At 67.1% G+C, this 17,367-nt stretch carries 14 protein-coding genes; 4 read left to right on the forward strand and 10 right to left on the reverse strand.

Features of this window, described 5'->3' with window-relative positions:
• Window positions 1-215 precede the first annotated feature (215 nt).
• The 3 genes from LGM89_RS18955 to LGM89_RS18965 form a co-directional block, all read right to left on the reverse strand.
• Window positions 216-2,051 (reverse strand): S10 family peptidase, encoded by a 1,836-nt coding sequence (locus LGM89_RS18955; protein WP_089494194.1) that lies wholly within the window; start codon window positions 2,049-2,051, stop codon window positions 216-218.
• 617 nt (window positions 2,052-2,668) lie between these two features.
• Window positions 2,669-4,759, reverse strand: coding sequence for a D-(-)-3-hydroxybutyrate oligomer hydrolase (locus LGM89_RS18960; protein WP_226273631.1), 2,091 nt, complete (start codon window positions 4,757-4,759; stop codon window positions 2,669-2,671).
• A gap of 136 nt (window positions 4,760-4,895) precedes the next feature.
• A complete protein-coding gene (locus LGM89_RS18965) occupies window positions 4,896-5,261 on the reverse strand; it encodes a BON domain-containing protein (RefSeq protein WP_089424630.1) in 366 nt (121 codons plus the stop codon).
• A gap of 438 nt (window positions 5,262-5,699) precedes the next feature.
• Between LGM89_RS18965 and LGM89_RS18970 the strand changes: the two genes are divergently transcribed.
• From LGM89_RS18970 to LGM89_RS18980, 3 genes are all read left to right on the forward strand, one after another.
• Window positions 5,700-7,142 carry a TAXI family TRAP transporter solute-binding subunit gene (locus tag LGM89_RS18970; RefSeq protein ID WP_226273632.1) on the forward strand — a complete coding sequence of 481 codons (1,443 nt, stop codon included), beginning with the start codon at window positions 5,700-5,702 and terminating at the stop codon, window positions 7,140-7,142.
• Between the two features lie 94 nt (window positions 7,143-7,236).
• Window positions 7,237-7,875: a 2-hydroxychromene-2-carboxylate isomerase gene (locus LGM89_RS18975; protein WP_226273633.1), complete on the forward strand. Its 639-nt coding sequence runs from the start codon at window positions 7,237-7,239 to the stop codon at window positions 7,873-7,875.
• 68 nt (window positions 7,876-7,943) lie between these two features.
• Window positions 7,944-8,891, forward strand: coding sequence for a LysR family transcriptional regulator (locus LGM89_RS18980; RefSeq protein WP_011351110.1), 948 nt, complete (start codon window positions 7,944-7,946; stop codon window positions 8,889-8,891).
• A 34-nt stretch (window positions 8,892-8,925) separates the two neighbouring features.
• On the opposite strand, the gene LGM89_RS18985 is transcribed toward LGM89_RS18980, so the two are convergent.
• The 4 genes from LGM89_RS18985 to xdhA form a co-directional block, all read right to left on the reverse strand.
• Complete coding sequence (locus tag LGM89_RS18985) at window positions 8,926-9,327, reverse strand: polyketide cyclase (protein WP_226273634.1); 402 nt, start codon at window positions 9,325-9,327, stop codon at window positions 8,926-8,928.
• Window positions 9,328-9,415: 88 nt separating this feature from the next.
• Window positions 9,416-10,033 carry a xanthine dehydrogenase accessory protein XdhC gene (gene xdhC / locus LGM89_RS18990; protein ID WP_226273635.1) on the reverse strand — a complete coding sequence of 206 codons (618 nt, stop codon included), beginning with the start codon at window positions 10,031-10,033 and terminating at the stop codon, window positions 9,416-9,418.
• Between the two features lie 168 nt (window positions 10,034-10,201).
• Window positions 10,202-12,565, reverse strand: coding sequence for a xanthine dehydrogenase molybdopterin binding subunit (gene xdhB / locus LGM89_RS18995; protein ID WP_226273636.1), 2,364 nt, complete (start codon window positions 12,563-12,565; stop codon window positions 10,202-10,204).
• 18 nt (window positions 12,566-12,583) lie between these two features.
• A complete protein-coding gene (gene xdhA / locus LGM89_RS19000) occupies window positions 12,584-14,134 on the reverse strand; it encodes a xanthine dehydrogenase small subunit (protein WP_226273637.1) in 1,551 nt (516 codons plus the stop codon).
• A 338-nt stretch (window positions 14,135-14,472) separates the two neighbouring features.
• On the opposite strand from xdhA, the gene LGM89_RS19005 reads away from it, so the two are divergent.
• Window positions 14,473-15,687, forward strand: coding sequence for an MFS transporter (locus tag LGM89_RS19005; protein ID WP_226204462.1), 1,215 nt, complete (start codon window positions 14,473-14,475; stop codon window positions 15,685-15,687).
• Window positions 15,688-15,787: 100 nt separating this feature from the next.
• Here the strand turns inward: LGM89_RS19005 and LGM89_RS19010 are convergent, their stop codons facing one another.
• From LGM89_RS19010 to LGM89_RS19020, 3 genes are all read right to left on the reverse strand, one after another.
• Window positions 15,788-16,279: a hypothetical protein gene (locus LGM89_RS19010; protein ID WP_226273638.1), complete on the reverse strand. Its 492-nt coding sequence runs from the start codon at window positions 16,277-16,279 to the stop codon at window positions 15,788-15,790.
• On the reverse strand, window positions 16,276-16,986 hold the full coding sequence (locus tag LGM89_RS19015; protein WP_089494187.1) for a M35 family metallo-endopeptidase: 711 nt from the start codon (window positions 16,984-16,986) through the stop codon (window positions 16,276-16,278). The genes LGM89_RS19010 and LGM89_RS19015 overlap by 4 nt, the downstream gene beginning before the upstream one ends.
• A 4-nt stretch (window positions 16,987-16,990) precedes the next feature.
• Window positions 16,991-17,367 (reverse strand): hypothetical protein (locus LGM89_RS19020; RefSeq protein ID WP_226273639.1); only part of this gene is annotated, 377 nt, incomplete at its 5' end.

Here is a 17,367-nt window from a genome sequence, read left to right on the forward strand (position 1 = left end):
ACTCATCCCCCTTTTGAGGATTCAGCAACACCTCGCGGGCGGCTTCCGCGGTGACTCGCCTAGTTCCCACAAGACGATGCCCCGGAAGTCCATGACTCACGGGGCATCTTGGAGCACGCCAGCACTGCCTTCAACACACGCCACGTGAAGTGCTGGAGCACGTAGCAAGGCAGTGCCTCGATCTCACGTCAGGCGGCGCAAGCCGCCCGCGGCGCTTACTGCCCCTGCTGCTGCAACTTCTGCTGCTTGAGCTGCTGCGTGCGCATCTGCAGCTTCAGCACGCGCTGCAGCGCAGTGCGGTTGGCGAGGATGCCGTCGTAGAAGTTGGCGAGATCGCCCTTCAGCGCGGTCCGCGACGCATCGTTCAGGTAGATCATGTGGCCCGACGGGTAGTTCTTGATCGTCAGGTTCTGCGCCTTGAGCGTCGGGTCGAGCGGCATCTGCGCGAGCGTCAGCTCCGTCTGGTGGAACGGCGTGACGGCGTCGAAATAGCCGTTGGCCGACAACACCTTCAGGTCCGGGTTCACGCTCATCGTCGACGCCAGGTCGCCGGCCGTGTACAGCGTATTGCCGCCGCCCTTGTTCGCGCCGGTCGGATCCGTGTGGCTGAAGTCCCAGTTGTTGAAGACCTGGTCGTTCAGGTCCACGAACGACGACGTCGACGTGTACTTGAGGTCGGTGTTGATGTAGCTGTTCCACAGCACCGTGTACGCGCCGCCGACGTTCGTGATCGACGGATCGTTGCTGCCCGAGTTCGGCAGGATGTACGGCGCGATGCCCTTGCCCGTGAAGTTCGCGCGACCGTCGTACTGGCCGATCTGCGTGCCCGGCACGAGCGTCAGGAAGAACGTGTACGGCGGGTTGTCGTTCGACGACGGCACGTTGCCGAGCGCGGCCGGATTGCCGAACGTCTGGATCAGCGACGTCGGATCCGTGCCGATGTACGCGCCCATCTGCTGCGCGGTCTGCAGGTTCAGGTTCAGGCGCACGTTCACGAAGCCGCCGTCCTGCGGGTTCGGCTTCTGCGCGAGCGGCGCGAGCGTGTTGTCCGCGTAGTTGCGGGCCTGGACCATGTACGCGTCGAGGTCGGTCGGCGTCGGGTTGAGCGTCGTCTTCTTCCAGTAGAACGCATCGGCCGCGAGCGTCGGGAACGTGCCCGGCGCGGACAGCGCGTTCGCGTAGTCGAGGATCGACGACTGCAGCGTGATCCCGTTCAGGTCGATGCCGTCCTCATGCAGCACCCACGACACGACCGCGCTGCGCGCGGTGCCGTACGACTCGCCGTACAGGAACTTCGGCGAATTCCAGCGCGAGTACTTGGTCAGGTAGCGCTGGATGAAGCGGTCGATCGAGCGGGCGTCCTGGTCGGTGCCCCAGAAGTCCTTGTTCTTCGCCGGGGCGATCGCCGCCGAGTAACCGGTGCCGACCGGGTTGATGAACACGAGGTCGGTACGGTCGAGCAGGCTGTCCGGGTTGTCGAGCAGCTTGTACGGCGCGGGCGGCGTGAAGTTCGGGAACGACGACTGCAGGCGCTTCGGCCCGTACGAGCCGAGCAGCAGATAGACCGACGACGAGCCGGGGCCGCCGTTGTAGAAGAACGTGACCGGGCGCGGCTTCGACGGGTCCGGATTGTCCTGTGTGTACGCGACGTAGAACATCTTCGCGTTCGGCGCCGACGTGACCGGATCGATCGTCGTCAGGTGGCCCGTGGTGGCCGTGTACTTGACGGTCTTGCCGCCGATCGTGACCGTGCGGTGCACGACGGCCGCCCCTTCCGTGGAATCCGTGACCGCGTCGTTCGGCCCGGTGCCGTACACGTCGTTGTCGACGTACGGCTGGTCGGCCGCGGCGGCCGTTGCGGTGGTGTTGGCCGACGTGCTGGCGCCGGCCGACGTCGCGGCGGCGGCGGCCGCCGATGCGGCCGGGCTCGACCCGTCGTCGCCGCCGCACCCCGTGACGAGCAGCGCCGCGGCCGCGGCCGCGGCGAGCGGCACGCTCAGTGTCGTTCCGAATAGCGCGAAACCGTCTTTCAAGGACTTCCGTGTCGTCATTATTGCCTCTCGAACAGAACGATAAATACCGCCGGTCGCAAAGGATCATTTGCGCCGGCGCTCCGCACCGGGAATGCATTCGTTATGCGACGCACTCCGAGTTTTTTACCGGCTCGGCGAATACCGACCGGCATGATTTACCCCACCCATATTTTTTTGCGACCGCACAATGAAATCAATTCCATTGCGAACGACAATTCGATAATCCGCAGCAATACAGATTCATTCGGCGCATTTGCACACGCACAAAATCGACAGCAAAAACGCGCCCTTGCCAGGCCAGCCCTGGCAAGGGCGCCTCGCTTCGAATAGACGAACAATCCCCCTCGGCGAGATGCCGATTAATCGCAAAACGACGATCAATCGCGACTCGAGCCGATTTAATAAAATCGAAAGGATCGATTAACTAAACGGAAAGGAATATCTCGTATCTGGAATTTATTAAATTAAGTGAAAATACCGGCGCATATTAGGGTCCCGATTTATCGCCGTAAAGTAATAATTTGTTACGGCGCTCGCCAATCCGATAAAAGGCAGTGCGGGACCGATTCCAGAGCACCCAAAAAGAAAAAGCCGGACGACTGTCCGGCTTCGTGAGGGCGGCGCGGCGCGCGCCGTCAGAGCGGCACGTCGATCGCGCCGGCGCCGGTCGCGATCGCATTCGCGCCCGGCGCGGCCGAGATCGGCGGCAGGTTCGCGCCCGTCAGCGCGGGCGCGGCGCCCGGCGTGCCGCCGCGCGGCACCGTGCGGATCACCTGTGACGGCGGCAACGGCGCGCCGTTCTTCAGGTGCTTCCACATCAGGTTCAGCGCCTGCAGGTTGTAGTAATGAACCGGCACGAAGCGCGTGTCGAAGCCCGGCACCGGCAGGAACGCGTCGAAGTGCTGGCCGTTCGTCACCTCGTAGAACACGAGCTGGCTGCGCCCGCCTTCGCTGATGGCGTTCTGCGCGACGTACGCGCGCGACGCGTGATTCACGGGCACGAGCGCATCGCTGCGGCCCTGCACGATGATCGCCGGCTTGCCCTGCAGGTTCGCGTTCACGCGCACCGCGTCGACGTTCGCGGGCATCCCGAGCATCCCGTTCGTCCAGAGCTGGCGCAGGCACAGCGCGCCCGCGAAGCTCCCGTCGGGCGTCGCGAGCCGGTGGTCGACGCCCGCGCCCGTGTTGAACACGAGGTTGATGCCGGCCGTCGGCGGCACGCCGTTGCCGACGCCGAACACCGCCGGCATCGGCGACGTGGCGGGCGCGGCGACGGCGCCCGTCGCCGGGTTCGTCGTCGCGAAGCTGAAATTGCACAGGTTGTCAGTGACGCGCGAGCGCGTGTACGCGTTCGCATACGTGACCGCGATCGCCGGAATCGCCTGCGAATCCCACATCGGCGCCTGCAGCAGGTCGGAATCGGCGAGGTAGCCGGCCGCGTGGAGCTGCGCGAGCGCGTCGGCGGCCTGACTTTGCGTATCGGCGCCCGACACGAGCCCGGCCGCGGCGAGCGTCGCGCAGCGCTGGGTGCGGATCGACTGCGTGGTCGCCGCCGGCAGCGCGCTCAGGGACGGCGCGTCGGCAAGCGACGCCGACGCGGCCGCGCACGGCTCCAGCAGGTTCGCGAGCGTCGCGTAGTCGGCCAGCGGCCGGCCGAACGACGGCACGGGCTGGCCGCCCGAGCGCACGACCGCGTTCGGCGCCATCCGCACGTTGATCTGCGGCTCGCCGACCACGACCGCGGTGATCCAGCCGCGGTTGTCCTGTTCGGCCGCCGCGAGCGACGCACCGCCGCCGTTGCTGACCGACGCGGCGATCGTCGTGATGTCGCCCGCGCGATAGCGCACGCCGTGATGCGAGCCGTCGACCAGCGGTCCGAACTGCTCGTTGAGCGCCCAGTACGCGAACTCGACCGACTGCAGCGTCACGCGCCCCCAGTCCTGCTCGGGATTCTGCTGCGAATGCGCGTGCTTGAACGCATAGCGGTTGGGGAAGCGGGAATTGAACGTGGCGAGATCGCCGCTGGTGACGTTCGCGGTGAACAGGCTCGCGGCGCCGGCCAGCACCGCGTTGGCGAGCGTGCCGTCGATCAGCGTGATGGTGTCCGACATCAGCTCGTGCGCGCCGTTGCCGCCGCCCTTGTCGTTGTAGGCGACCGCGCAGCCGCGCTTGAGCGCCCATTCGCCGGCCGCGGAAATCGCGCCGTACACGCCGCGCGAGCCCGACGACGTCGCGGTGACGATGCACGGCTGCGCGGGATTGAAGCTGGCGGGCACCTGCACGAGCAGCGTGACGTTCTTGCTGCCGCTGCCGTCGTCGGCGTACGCGAGATATTCGGTGCCGGGAATCTTGCCTTCGCCGAGCGTGTCGTTGCCGTCGAGGTCGACGTTCGGCCCCCAGAAGCGGCCGTAGCCGCCGTTTGCGCTCATGTCGACGAGCGCGCGGTAGTTCGACCAGATCGCGAGACGGCGCAGCTCGGCGCCCGTCGGCCGGGCGGCATTCGCAAAGCCGGGGGCGCTCGCCGAGCCGAGGCCCGTCTTGCCGAGGCCGGCCGTCAGCAGGTCGTCGCTCGCGCCGTCATAGGCCGTCGTGCGCACGCTGCCGGACACGAAACCGGGCAACCGGTTGCGCTCGGCCGACTCGTCGCCGTTACAGGCGCCGAGTATCGCGACCGCGGCCAGCGCCGCGCCGAAAACCATCCGCCTGCCCCACCCGAGTCTCGTCATCGCCGCCCTCTCGATATCGTTATCGGTCCGCCGCCGCTTCGTGCGGCTTGCGGCCTCTCAAGCGCAAACGGGCCCCGGCATGCCGGGGCCCGCCTGAAAACGGGCGCACGCGGCGCTCGCGCGCCGCCGCCCGGCGTTACTGCTGCTGAACCGTCAGCTTGTTCGACACCGACGTCACGCCGCTCACACCCTTCGCCGCCTCTTCCGCCTTGTCGATCTGGGCCTGGTCGGGCACCGTGCCCTCCAGCGTGATCGCGCCGCCCTTCGAGCGCACGACGATGTTCGCCACGTCGATGCCGCCCGCCTTCGTAATGGCCTTGCGCACCGCATAGCCAAGCTTGCGGTTCGCCTTCTTCGCGGTCTTCGCGGCGGCCTTCGGCGCGCTGGTCGCGGCCGCGGGCGCTTCCGTTGCCGCGGCATCGCTCGACTGCGCATACACGCTGCCCGACAGACAGGCCGCCACGGCGGCAACGCCCAACGCTCTCAACACGATCGACTTCATGCTATCTCCTTATCACTCCGGAACGGCCGTGCACAGTACGGCCGATTACCCCCAAAAACAGCCGGCCCGCGCGCGAACGGGCGGGACAGCCGGTGTTTTCCACGGCGATACGAGAGAGGCGAGACGGGCTGGCGGCCGGCGCACGCGAAAGCGGGCCGGCCGGGCCGGACAGCCGCCGGCCGAACGCGCCCGGTCTCATTGCGTGCCGGGTCGCGCGCAAATCGGGCGCGGCTGCGTCGCACAATGTAATCCAGCGCCCGCGGAAGCGCAAAGCTTTTGACGCGGGGGCGCCCGCCACTGTCGCCGCGGGGCCGCGCCAGGCCGCCCCACTCGCGCACGTCCGGTGAAACCGGGTACCATCGCCGCGAGCATCGGCGTCGTCCATGACCACCGTCCGATCGTCACCGATACGTCACGCCAGCGTCATCCGCCGCCCCCATGAAGCCAGCCCGCCCTCGCCCGCCTCGCCGCATCCTCGCCCGCTTCGTCGCGGTGTCGTGGCGCGACCTCGCGCTGTCGATCGGCCCGACCGTGCTGCTCGCCGGCGCGGCCGTCTGGCTCGCGGTCAAGCTGATCCAGCCGGCCCCGCCGTCCACGCTCGTGATCTCGTCCGGGCCGCCCGGCAGCACGTACTGGAACGCCGCGCAGAAATACAAGACGATTCTCGCGAAGAACGGCGTCACGCTCGACGTCCAGTCGTCCGAAGGGTCCGCCCAGAACCTCGCGCGGCTGTCGAACCCGAACGCGCCGGTCGACGTCGGTTTCGTGCAGAGCGGCATCGGCCCGAAGGAGCGCGACGAACACCTCGTGTCGCTCGGCAGCATCGGCTACGTGCCGCTCGCGATCATGTATCGCGGCCCGGTCGTCGCGCGCCTGTCCGACTTCAAGGGCAAGCGGCTCGCGCTCGGCGCGGAAGGCAGCGGCGCGCGCGAGCTGAGCCTCGCGCTGCTGAAGATGAACGGCATCGTGCCGGGCGGCTCGACCGAGCTGCTGCCGACCGCCGGCGAGGACGCGGCCACCGCGCTGCTCGACGGCAAGATCGACGCGGCGTTCCTGTCCGGCGACTCGACGCAGATCCCGGTGATGGCGAAACTGTTCCGCGCGCCGGGCGTGCACGTGTATTCGTTCACGCAGGCCGAGGCGTACGCGCGGCGCTTTCCGTACCTGACCGCGATCACGCTTCCGATGGGGGTCTACGATCTCGGCCGGAACCTGCCGCCGGCCGACATCCACACGGTTGCGCCGACCATCGAACTCGTCGCGCGCGACTCGCTGCATCCCGCGTTGTCCGACCTGCTGATCGAGGCCGCGCGCGAGGTGCACGGCCACGCGACGATCCTGCAGCACGCGGGCGAATTCCCGTCGCCCGTCACGCGCGGGTTCCCGCTCTCCGACGACGCCACGCGCTACTACAAATCAGGCAAGACCTTCCTGTACCGGCGGCTGCCGTTCTGGGTCGCGAGCCTCGTCGACCGGCTGCTCGTCGTGGTCGTGCCGCTGATCGTCGTGCTGATCCCCGGGCTGCGGCTCGTGCCGTCGCTGTACGGCTGGCGCGTGCGCTCGCGCATCTACCGCTGGTACGGCGCGCTGATCGCGCTCGAGCGCAGCGCGCTCGGCGAACACACGGCCGAGGAGCGCGTGCAGTTGCTCGACGAGCTCGACGACATCGAGGAAGCCGTGAACCGGATGAAGATGCCGCTGGCCTATGCCGGGCAGTTCTACGTGCTGCGCGAGCACATCGGTTTCGTGCGCGAACGGCTCACCGCGCACGACCAGGACACGCCGGCCAGCCCGCCGGGCGCCGGCGGCCCGCCGCAGGCACGGGCCGAAGCCGCGCCGCCGGCCGGCACGCCCCCTCGGGCGACTCCCGGTTCCGCGTAAGCGGACGATCCGCGATCATTGCCGCATGCGCGCGCCGCCGCGTAACATGGAGGCCGCCGCCAGGCGCCGCTCGCCCCACCCTCTGGAGATCGCCATGACAACCGGCCTCGACACCGCCCAACCCGCCTGGTTCTACGACTTCGTGTCGCCGTTCTCCTACCTGCTCCTCGAACAGCTCGACAAATGGCCGGACGTGCCGTTCGAGCCCGTCGCGGTGTCGCTGCCCGACCTGCAGCGCCACTGGGGGCAGCGCTCGAGCGCGGACGTGCCCGCCAAGCGCGTGTTCACGTACCGTCACGCGCTGTTTCGCGCCGAGCAGCTCGGCATCCGCTTCAAGATGCCGCCCGCCCATCCGTTCGATTCCGACAAGGTGTTGCGCCTCGCGATCGCGCTGCGCGCCGACATCGCGACCGTGCTGGAAATGTTCCGCTTCATCTGGCACGACGGCAACGACCCGTCGACGCCGCAAGGCTTCGCGGCACTGTGCGAGCGTGTCGGCGTCGGCCACGGCGACGAGCTGATCGAATTCGAGGAGACGAGCGCGCAGTTGCGCCGCAACACCGACGACGCGATCGCGCTCGGCGTGTTCGGCGTGCCGACCTTCTGGATGAACCAGCAGCTGTTCTGGGGCGAGGACGCGCTGCCGATGGTGCTGTACTGCGCGCGCACGCCGAACTGGCTGGAATCGCGCGAGGTCAAGCGGATCAGCGTGCTGCCGAAGGGCCGTGTGTGATGGCCGGTATCACGCACGCCAATGCGCGGCTGCGGTAAGGTTACGCTTCCCCGCAATCCCCGCCTACGATGGAAGAAGACGACCGTACCGCCTCGCTCGATATCTGGCTCGTGCGCGTGTTGCGCACGCTGCTGCTCGAGCGCAGCGTCACGCAGGCCGCGCTGCGGCTGAACCAGACCCAGCCGGCGATCAGCACCGCGCTGCGCAAGCTGCGCGAGACGCTGAACGACCCGATCCTCGTGCGCGGCAAATCCGGCATGGTGCCGACCGAATACGGCGCGTCGCTGCTCGAGGCCGCGCAGCGCGCGCTGCGCGAGGTCGACTTCATCGCGACACCGCACGGCGATTTCGATCCTTCGTCCGCGCGGCGCACGTTCCGCGTCGCCGCCCCCGATTACCTGAACGATTTCTTCATGCCGACGCTGATCGAGCGCTTTCGCGACGCGGCGCCGCATGCGCATCTGGAAATCGATTCGCTGAATCCCGCGCTCGATCACGCGGGCGCGCTCGAATCGGGCGCGCTCGATCTCGTGATCGGCAACTGGCCGAAGCCCGACCCGCAGTTCGCACGCCAGGACCTGTTCTCCGACACGATCGTGTGCCTGATGCGCGATGCGCACCCGCTCGCACGCGTGCCGCTCACGCGCGAAGCGTACGCATCGGCCGCGCACGTCGCGCCGACGCCGTACACCGGCGACAAGCGCAACGCGATCGAGATCGGCCTGGCACGCGCGCGTCTCACGCGGCGCATCGTGACGACGCTGCCCTACTTCGGCATCGTGCCGCAGGTGCTGCTGCAGTCGGACCTGATCTTCACGACGACGCGCCGCTTCGCGACGCACTATGCGCAGTTGCTGCCGCTCGTGGTCGTCACGCCGCCCGTGCCGTTCCCGCGCATCAAGAGCTACCTGCTCACGCATCCGCAGCCCGACCGCCCGACCGACATCGCGTGGCTGTGCGCGCTGATGCAGAGCGTGTCCGACGAGCTGACGGTTCCTCGCAGCCGCAAGCGCTGAGCCGCGGCACAAAACGGGGCGCGGCCGCTCGGGTTCAGCCCGTGCAGAAGGTTTCCTGCAGATGGGTCCAGCGCACGACGCCCGCCGCGTCGCGCTCGAACACGGCGGTTGCACGCCGCGCGGGCAGCTCGCCCGACGCCGCGTGCTGCGCTTCGAGATAGGTGACGGTCGCATGCGACGCATCGGCCGCGAGCACCCGGGTGTCCGACAGCGTGATGCGCAGCCCCGGCTTCGCGCCGGCGAGCTTGTCGAACAGCGCGCGCGTACCGTCGTGATCGACCTCGCGGCCGTCGGTCAGGACCATCGTGAATTCGGTGGAAAACGCGGCGAGCAGCGCGTCGAGCGCCTCGGGCGCGGTATCGAAGCCGGACAGCCAGCGCTCGATGGCGACGAGGCTCGCATCGAGCGTGTCGAGATAAACCTGATGATCGGACATGGCACGTGCACGGTAAGGCGCGGCCCGATGCCGCGCGTCGTCGTGCAGTGTATGCAAAATCGCGCGGCCCTGCGCCGGCCGCGCGTGACTACCGCGCGCAGGACACGTCGTCGCGCGCACGCCCCGAAGCGGCGGCCTTCGCGTCGGCCACCGGCATGCCCGAGCGCGCCTGCAGCAGCTCCGCGCACACGGCCACCGCGATCGCGCCCGGCGCCTTGTCGACGATGCCCGCGACACCGATCGGGCACACCATCTCCACGAGCCGCGCCGGATCGACGCCGCGCGCCGCAAGCCGGCGCTCGAACTTCACGCGCTTGGTGCGCGAGCCGATCATCCCGAAGTACGCGTAGTCGCGCCGCCGCATGATCTGCGCGGCGAGCGAGAAGTCGAGCGCGTGGTTGTGCGTCATCACGAGGAAGTACGCGCCGGGCGGCGCGGCGTCGACGACGGCCTCCGGCGTGTCGGTCGGCTCCGGCTGCACGTTCGGCGGACATTCGTCCGGGAACAGCTCGTCGCGCGTGTCGACCCACTGCACGACGCACGGCAGCGCGCCGAGCAGCGTAACCAGCGCGTGACCAACGTGCCCGGCGCCGAACAGCACGATGTGCATCGGCGCCGGCGTGCCGGTCGCGCGGTTGCGCTGGCCGGTGCCCGGCGCGAATGCCGGGTCCGACGCGGTGCGGAGCGAGCGGGCGGGGCCGTTCATGTCAGCCTCCGCCGGGCCGCCCCAAGGGGGCTGACCACTCCCTCGGGGGGCAGCAAACGAAGTGAGCGTGGGGGCCGTTTCATCTCAGCCTCCGCCGAGCCGTCCCAATGGGGCTGACCACCCCCCTCGGGGGCCAGCGAACGAGGAGAACGTGGGGGCTGTTTCATCTCACGCTGCCTGACCGGCGCGTGCCGCACGCACCGCGCTGACCGCACGCAGGATCGACTCGCCGGTCGCCGGCGCATCGAGCGGCGGGTTCACCTGGTAATCGCCGACCGCGGCCACCGCATCGCGCACCGCGAAGAACACCGAGAACGGCAGCAGCAGCGGCGGCTCGCCGACGGCCTTCGACCGGTGAATGCTGTCCTCGACGTTGCGGTTCTTGAAGAGCTTCACGTTGAATTCCGGCGGCGTGTCGTTCACCGTCGGGATCTTGTACGTGGACGGCGCATGCGTCATCAGCTTGCCGCCCTTGTTCCACCACAACTCCTCGGTCGTGAGCCAGCCCATCCCCTGGATGAACGCGCCTTCGACCTGACCGATGTCGAGCGCCGGGTTCAGCGACGCACCCACGTCGTGCAGCGCATCGACGCGCAGCGTGCGCATCTCGCCCGTCAGCGTGTCGATCACGACTTCCGACACGGCCGCGCCGTACGAGTAGTAGTAGAACGGCCGGCCCTGCAGCTTCGACTGATCCCAGTACAGCTTCGGTGTCGCGTAGAAACCGTCGGACCACAGCTGCACGCGCGCGAGGTACGCCTTCGCGATCACTTCGCCGAACGGCACGCCGTTGCCGCCCACCCACACGATGTCGTTGGCGAACTTCACGTCGGCCGCATCGACCTTGCCGTCGCCGAACTGCTTCGCCGCGAACACCGCGAGCCGCTCGCGCAACTGGCGCGCCGCATCCTGCGCGGCCTTGCCGTTCAGGTCCGAGCCCGTCGACGCAGCGGTCGCGGACGTGTTCGCGACCTTGCTGGTGTCGGTCGCCGTCACGCGGATCCGGCCGAAGCGGATGCCGAGCTCGTGCGCGACGACCTGCGCGACCTTCGTGTTGAGCCCCTGCCCCATCTCCGTGCCGCCGTGATTCACGAGCACCGAGCCGTCGGTATAGATGTGCACCAGCGCGCCGGCCTGGTTGAAATGCGTGACGTTGAACGCGATGCCGAACTTCACCGGCGTGATCGCGATGCCCTTCTTCAGCACCGTGTTGCGTGCGTTGAATTCGCGCACGCCCGCACGCCGCGCGCGGTAGTCGCTCGTCGCTTCGAGTTCGCCGAGCAGCTCCTGCAGCACGTTGTCCTCGACCGTCTGCCCGTACGGCGTGACGTTGCGTTCGGTCTTGCCGTACAGGTTCGCATAGCGGACGTCGAGCGGATCGCGATCGAGCGCGCGCGCGATGTCGTCGAGGATGTACTCGATCGCGAACGCGCCCTGCGGGCCGCCGAACCCGCGGAATGCGGTATTCGACTGCGTGTTGGTCTTGCCGCAGTAGCCGGCGATGTTCACGTCGCCCAGCCAGTACGCGTTGTCGAAGTGGCACACCGCGCGCGTCATCACCGGGCCCGACAGGTCGGCCGAGAAACCGCAGCGCGACGTCATGTCGAGCGCGACGCCGTCGATGCGGCCGTCGTCGTCGTAGCCGACGTCGAAGCGGTAATGGAAGTCGTGCCGCTTGCCGGTGATCATCATGTCGTCGTCGCGGTCCGGACGCAGCTTCACCGGGCACAGCAGCTTCCATGCGGCGAGCGCCGCGCAGCACGCGAACAGGCCCGACTGCGATTCCTTGCCGCCGAACCCGCCGCCCATCCGGCGGCATTCGACCAGCACGTTGTGCGACGCGACGCCGAGCACATGCGCGACGAGGTGCTGCATCTCGCTCGGGTGCTGCGTCGAGCAGTACACGTGCATCCCGTCGTCGTCCTTCGGCACCGCGTAAGCGATCTGCCCTTCCAGGTAGAACTGCTCCTGGCCGCCGAGCAGCATTTCGCCCGACTCGCGGTGCGGCGCGACGGCGAGCCGCGCGGCCGCATCGCCGCGCGCGAGCTTCAGCGGCGGGATCACGTAGGTTTCGGCCGCGCGCGCTTCCTGCGCGGTGAGGATCGCCGGCAGCTCCTCGTAGTCGACCTGGGCGCGGCGCGCGGCGAGCCGCGCGGTTTCATGCGACGTCGCGACGACGATGAACATCGGCTGGCCGACGAACTGCACGATGCCCTTCGCGAGCACCGGGTCGTCGTGGATGATCGGGCCGCAATCGTTGACGCCCGGGATGTCGTCGGCCGTGAACACGGCGACCACGCCCGGCGTCGCGCGCACCGCGTCGAAGTTCATCGACACGATCTTCGCGTGCGGCTTCGCCGACAGGCCGAGCGCAGCGTGCAGCGTGCCCGCGACGACCGGGATGTCGTCGGTGTAGGTGGCACGCCCGCTGACGTGCAGGTGCGCGGATTCGTGCGCGCGCGATACGTGGACCTGCGCGGCGTCGGCTTGCGGGTCGAGGGTGCTCAGGAACGGTTCTGCTTGCTGGTTCATGTTCGGTGTTCTCCGTCTTCAGACGCGCGCCGCGTCGGTGCCGGGTTCGGCGGCCACTTCACGCACATTCAGGGCTTGCGGCGACAGCGGGTCGTGCGGGCGCGTCTCCAGCCAGAATCGGTACATCAGGTTCTTCGCGGTATCGAGGCGGTACGTGCTCGTCGCGCGCATGTCGGACAGCGGCTGGTAGTCGCGCTCGAGCGCCTGCATCGCGGCCTGCGCGGTGGCTTCGTGCCACTGCGCGCCGTCGAGCACGGCTTCCGTCTGGGTCGCGCGCTTCGGCGTCGCGGCCATCCCGCCGAACGCGATGCGCGGCTCGAGGATCGTGTCACCGTCCGCGATGAACGCGAACGCTGCGCACACGGCCGAGATGTCGGAGTCGAACCGCTTCGACAGCTTGTACGTGCGGAACTGCAGCTTCTCGCGCGCGCCGGAGCGGGTCGGCACCTTCAGGCCGACGACGAATTCGTGCGGCGCCATGTCCTTCTGCTGATAGCCCGTGTACAGCGCCTCGAGCGGCAGCTCGCGCACCGTGTCGCCGCCGCGCAGCACCACGCGCGCGCCGAGCGCGATCAGGCCCGGCATCGAATCGCCGATCGGCGAGCCGTTCGCGACGTTGCCGCCGATCGTGCCCGCGTTGCGGATCGGCAGCGACGCGAAGCGCTTCCACATCTCGGTCAGTTCCGGATACTGGCCAGCCAGCGCCGCATACCCTTTCTCGACCGTCACGCCCGCACCGATTTCGATCCAGTCGTCGCCGTGCACGATGTTCTGCAGTTCGGCGATCTGGCCGACATAGATCAGGTCGTCGAGCCGGCGCATCTGCTTGGTGACCCACAGGCCGATGTCGGTGCTGCCTGCCAGGATGCGTGCGTCGGGCCGCTCGGCCTTCAGCGCGGCCAGCGCGTCGAGCGTGCGCGGCGCCGCGAAGCGCGCGCCGTTGATCGTCGTGTAGTCGAACGTCTCGTCGCGCTTGAGCGACGCGAGCGTGCGGGCCAGCGCGGCCGTGTCGATCGGCGCAGACGGTGCCGGCGCGTCGAACATCTGCACGGCCGCATCGACGATCGGACGATAGCCGGTGCAGCGGCACAGGTTGCCTGTCAGCGCATCGGCGATCTCGGTGCGCGTCGGCACGTCCTTCGCCTTCGCGCACGTGCCGGCACGGCCGCAGCCCTCGTGGCCGTGCTTCTCGTACAGCGCCCACATCGACATCACGAAGCCGGGCGTGCAGAACCCGCATTGCGAACCGTGGCAGTCGACCATCGCCTGCTGCACCGGATGCAGCGCACCGTCCGGCTGACGCAGGTCCTCGACCGTCAGCAGCGCCTTGCCGTCCAGCGTCGGCAGGAACTGGATGCATGCGTTGACGGCCTTGAACTCGACCGCGCCGGCGTCGGTCAGCTCGCCGACGACGACCGTGCACGCGCCGCAGTCGCCTTCCGCGCAGCCTTCCTTGGTGCCGGTGCAATGCGCGTCCTCGCGCAGGTATTGCAGCACGGTGCGGGTCACTTCCGCGCCGCTGACTTCGCGGATCGCGTGACGATGGTAGAAGCGGATCGGCTCACTCATGTCTCGATGGTTCTTCAAATGGGGGGCAAGGCGGCCCGCGCTGTGCGCTCGACCGACGTTTTTCTGACAGTTTGCACGCTATCACCATCAAATTTCGCAACCCATAGCCCATCACGCATGGGGCCCATATAACTGCCGCGATATGAGCGCCGGGCCGGCCCGACGGCCTTTCCACACGGCGCTCCCAGCCCCTTCCCTGCTTCCCCGCAACCGCCCGGGATCCTGGAAAACAGGTCGCGATTAACTAAATGGTACCTGCGTGAAAACCGGTTCCATGGGAAAATCCCGATTCCCTTTTTCGCCGTCCTCTGCCCGTTTCGTTCATTCGTTCCGACCCCATGTCAACCGATTCCGCCACACCGCCGCGCAGCGGGTTCGCGGTCACGCTGCAAATCGTGTCCGTCGTCTGCTTCACGTTCATCTGCTACCTGACTATCGGGCTGCCGCTCGCGGTGCTGCCGGGCTTCGTCCATGACGACCTCGGCTTTTCCGCGATCGTCGCGGGCGGCGCGATCAGCGTCCAGTATTTCGCGACGCTCGCGTCGCGGCCGCTCGCCGGGCGCCTGGCCGATACGCTCGGCCCGAAGCAGACGGTGTTGCGCGGGCTGGTCGGTTGCGGCGTGTCGGGGGTGCTGCTGCTCGTCGCGCTGCTGCTCGCGCACTGGCCGGTCGCGAGCCTCGTGCTACTGGTCGCGAGCCGGCTCGTACTCGGCATCGGCGAAAGCCTGTGCGGCACCGGCGCGATCCTGTGGGGCATCGGCCGGGTCGGCGTCACGCACAACGCGAAGGTGATCTCGTGGAACGGCATCGCGACCTACGGTGCGCTCGCGCTCGGCGCGCCGGTCGGCGTCGCGATCGCGAATACGCTGAATCCGGCGCTGATCGGCGTGCTCGTGATCGCGCTGGCCGCAATCGGCTTCTACCTCGCGCGCCTGATCGCTTCGGTGCCGCTCGTGCACGGCGAACGGATGTCGTATGCGAGCGTGTTTACGCGCGTACTGCCGCACGGCCTCGGCCTCGCGCTCGGCTCGGCCGGCTTTGGCTCGATCGCGACCTTCGTCACGCTGTACTACGCGGCGCGCCACTGGCCGAACGCCGCCCTGTCGCTGACCGTGTTCGGCACGCTGTTCATCGGCGCGCGCCTGCTGTTCGCGAACACGATCAAGACGTACGGCGGCTTCCGCGTCGCGATCGTGTCGTTCGCATTCGAATGTTCGGGCCTGCTGCTGCTGTGGCTCGCGCCGGTGCCGCACATCGCCCTCGTCGGCGCCGCGCTGACCGGCTTCGGCTTCGCGCTGATCTTCCCGGCGCTCGGCGTCGAGGCCGTCGCGCTCGTGCCGCCCGCGAGCCGCGGCGCGGCGCTGTCCGCGTACTCGGTGTTCCTCGACCTGTCGCTCGGCATCACGGGCCCGCTCGCCGGCTATGTCGCGGGCGCGTTCGGCTATCCGCAGGTGTTCCTGTTCGCGGCGGTGGCGGCTGCCGCGGGCGTCGCGCTGTCGATGGTGCTGTACCAGCGGCAGGCGCGGGTCGAAGGTAGCGGCGCGACGGCATAAGGACAGAAGAGGGTAATGATCGGCGAACGCTGTGCGGAACGCGTTCGCGAACCATCGCCCGCGAGTCAATGACGCCCGCTCTTTGCGGGCGTCATTGGCCTCACTGGATCGCCCGGCTTCGGGGCGTTACACGAGGGTCGTCACAAAGCTTTTGACATCCGCCCCGACACAGGGGAACCAGTTCGATATCAATCTGATACAAGTCTAGCGTTCCGTCGCTCTTTCGCACCATCTCATCGGTGAATGTCTTTTTTTCGACGACGATGTTTTCACTCTTGATTCCCAGTTGTTTTAGATATGTGCCAATTCCCATGGCGCGCTCATCTTTAAGCCGTTCACCGCTCCGTTCTTTCGTATAAGCGCCGGATATTATGACGGCTTGAATTTCGACGCCTGGCCAATTTTTTGCCTCGATTACTGCGTCGGCGATTCTTAGCCTGTCGGCATTGGAAACGGCAATGCCGTTTAGCGGCAACGAGATTCGAACCGACTCGCCTATGGTGCATGCGTGTGCAGGCGTGATGCCAAGGTATGCGAATAATGCCAGCATCGCTGATGCGCTCCGGATGGCATCTTGGATGTGAGTCTTCATTTCATGACCGTCCTGTCGAAGGTAGCAATGTATCCCGTAATGCTATCCGCGTTTCGGATCGCGCCATCGGGATTGCTCATTGCAAAAATTCTCAATCCGGATTCCGTATCGGAATACGCAATGTCATCCGAATCGAAAGTGTCGATATAGTGCGTGCATTCGTGAATGAGTGTCTTGACCTTCGCCGCCGTCCACAAGTCGCCGTTTGAAATCGTACAGAACTTCGAATAGATAGCAATAATTCGTTTTTCGGAGTCTGGCTTGCATACTCCAGCCGTGTTGCTGCCATTGTCGGGTATCACACCGCAGGTGAGTTGCTTGTTCATCGCGTCATCCCATCGAACAATTCTCTCCGGAACAAGCTCTTGCATCGCGTTGAGCAGCTTCGGAAGCCCGATCGCCAGGGCTGTTCGGATGTCGTCGTCGGCACGGCCGAAGTAGAGGCGGGCACGCGCCTGTTCCGCTACGTTCCACGTAGTCACACCCGCGATACGCTGTTGTATCAACGAAATCGCCGCATCGCGGGCCTTCATGACTAATTCCCTGAACGCCTTGTTGGTCATGTTCGCGCATATGGGTGTCGTGTTGATGGACACATAGACCATCGACCCCGGATTGGTATTGGTGACGGCCCCCGAATGGACGAGGACCCATTCTTCGTTTTCCTGAACTTCGAAGTCGTATTTATTTCCCGAAAAACCGCTCATTGCGTCAATGCCTCTTCGTATGGATTTTCAAAGATGCTGCGGCATCGGTGGCAATTCGCTCTGTTTGCCCGGCCGCGTCCGTGGTGCCTGCGAAGATCTGCCCGGTGTCGGTGACGATTCGATAGCGAACGTTGGCGAGCGGGCGGTGTGCATCATCGAGCAAGGTAAATTGCTCGTCATGTACGGCATCCGACGAGGCAAACGGCAGATGGGCTGCACCAGGTTTGCGCCCATTCAGCGTCGCAATTTCGCCCGCAGTAAAAGTCATCCGCATGCCGCGCTCAGCGTAGAAGATCGGCGGTGGGTTGCATCCGCAGACATTGATATCCCCGCTCAATGCCCACTGTTTGCCGTTCGGGCCGGTGCCTGGCCAGCGCGGCC

Origin of the sequence: Burkholderia sp. AU31624 (genome assembly GCF_020420065.1) — a bacterium.
Lineage (GTDB): Bacteria > Pseudomonadota > Gammaproteobacteria > Burkholderiales > Burkholderiaceae > Burkholderia.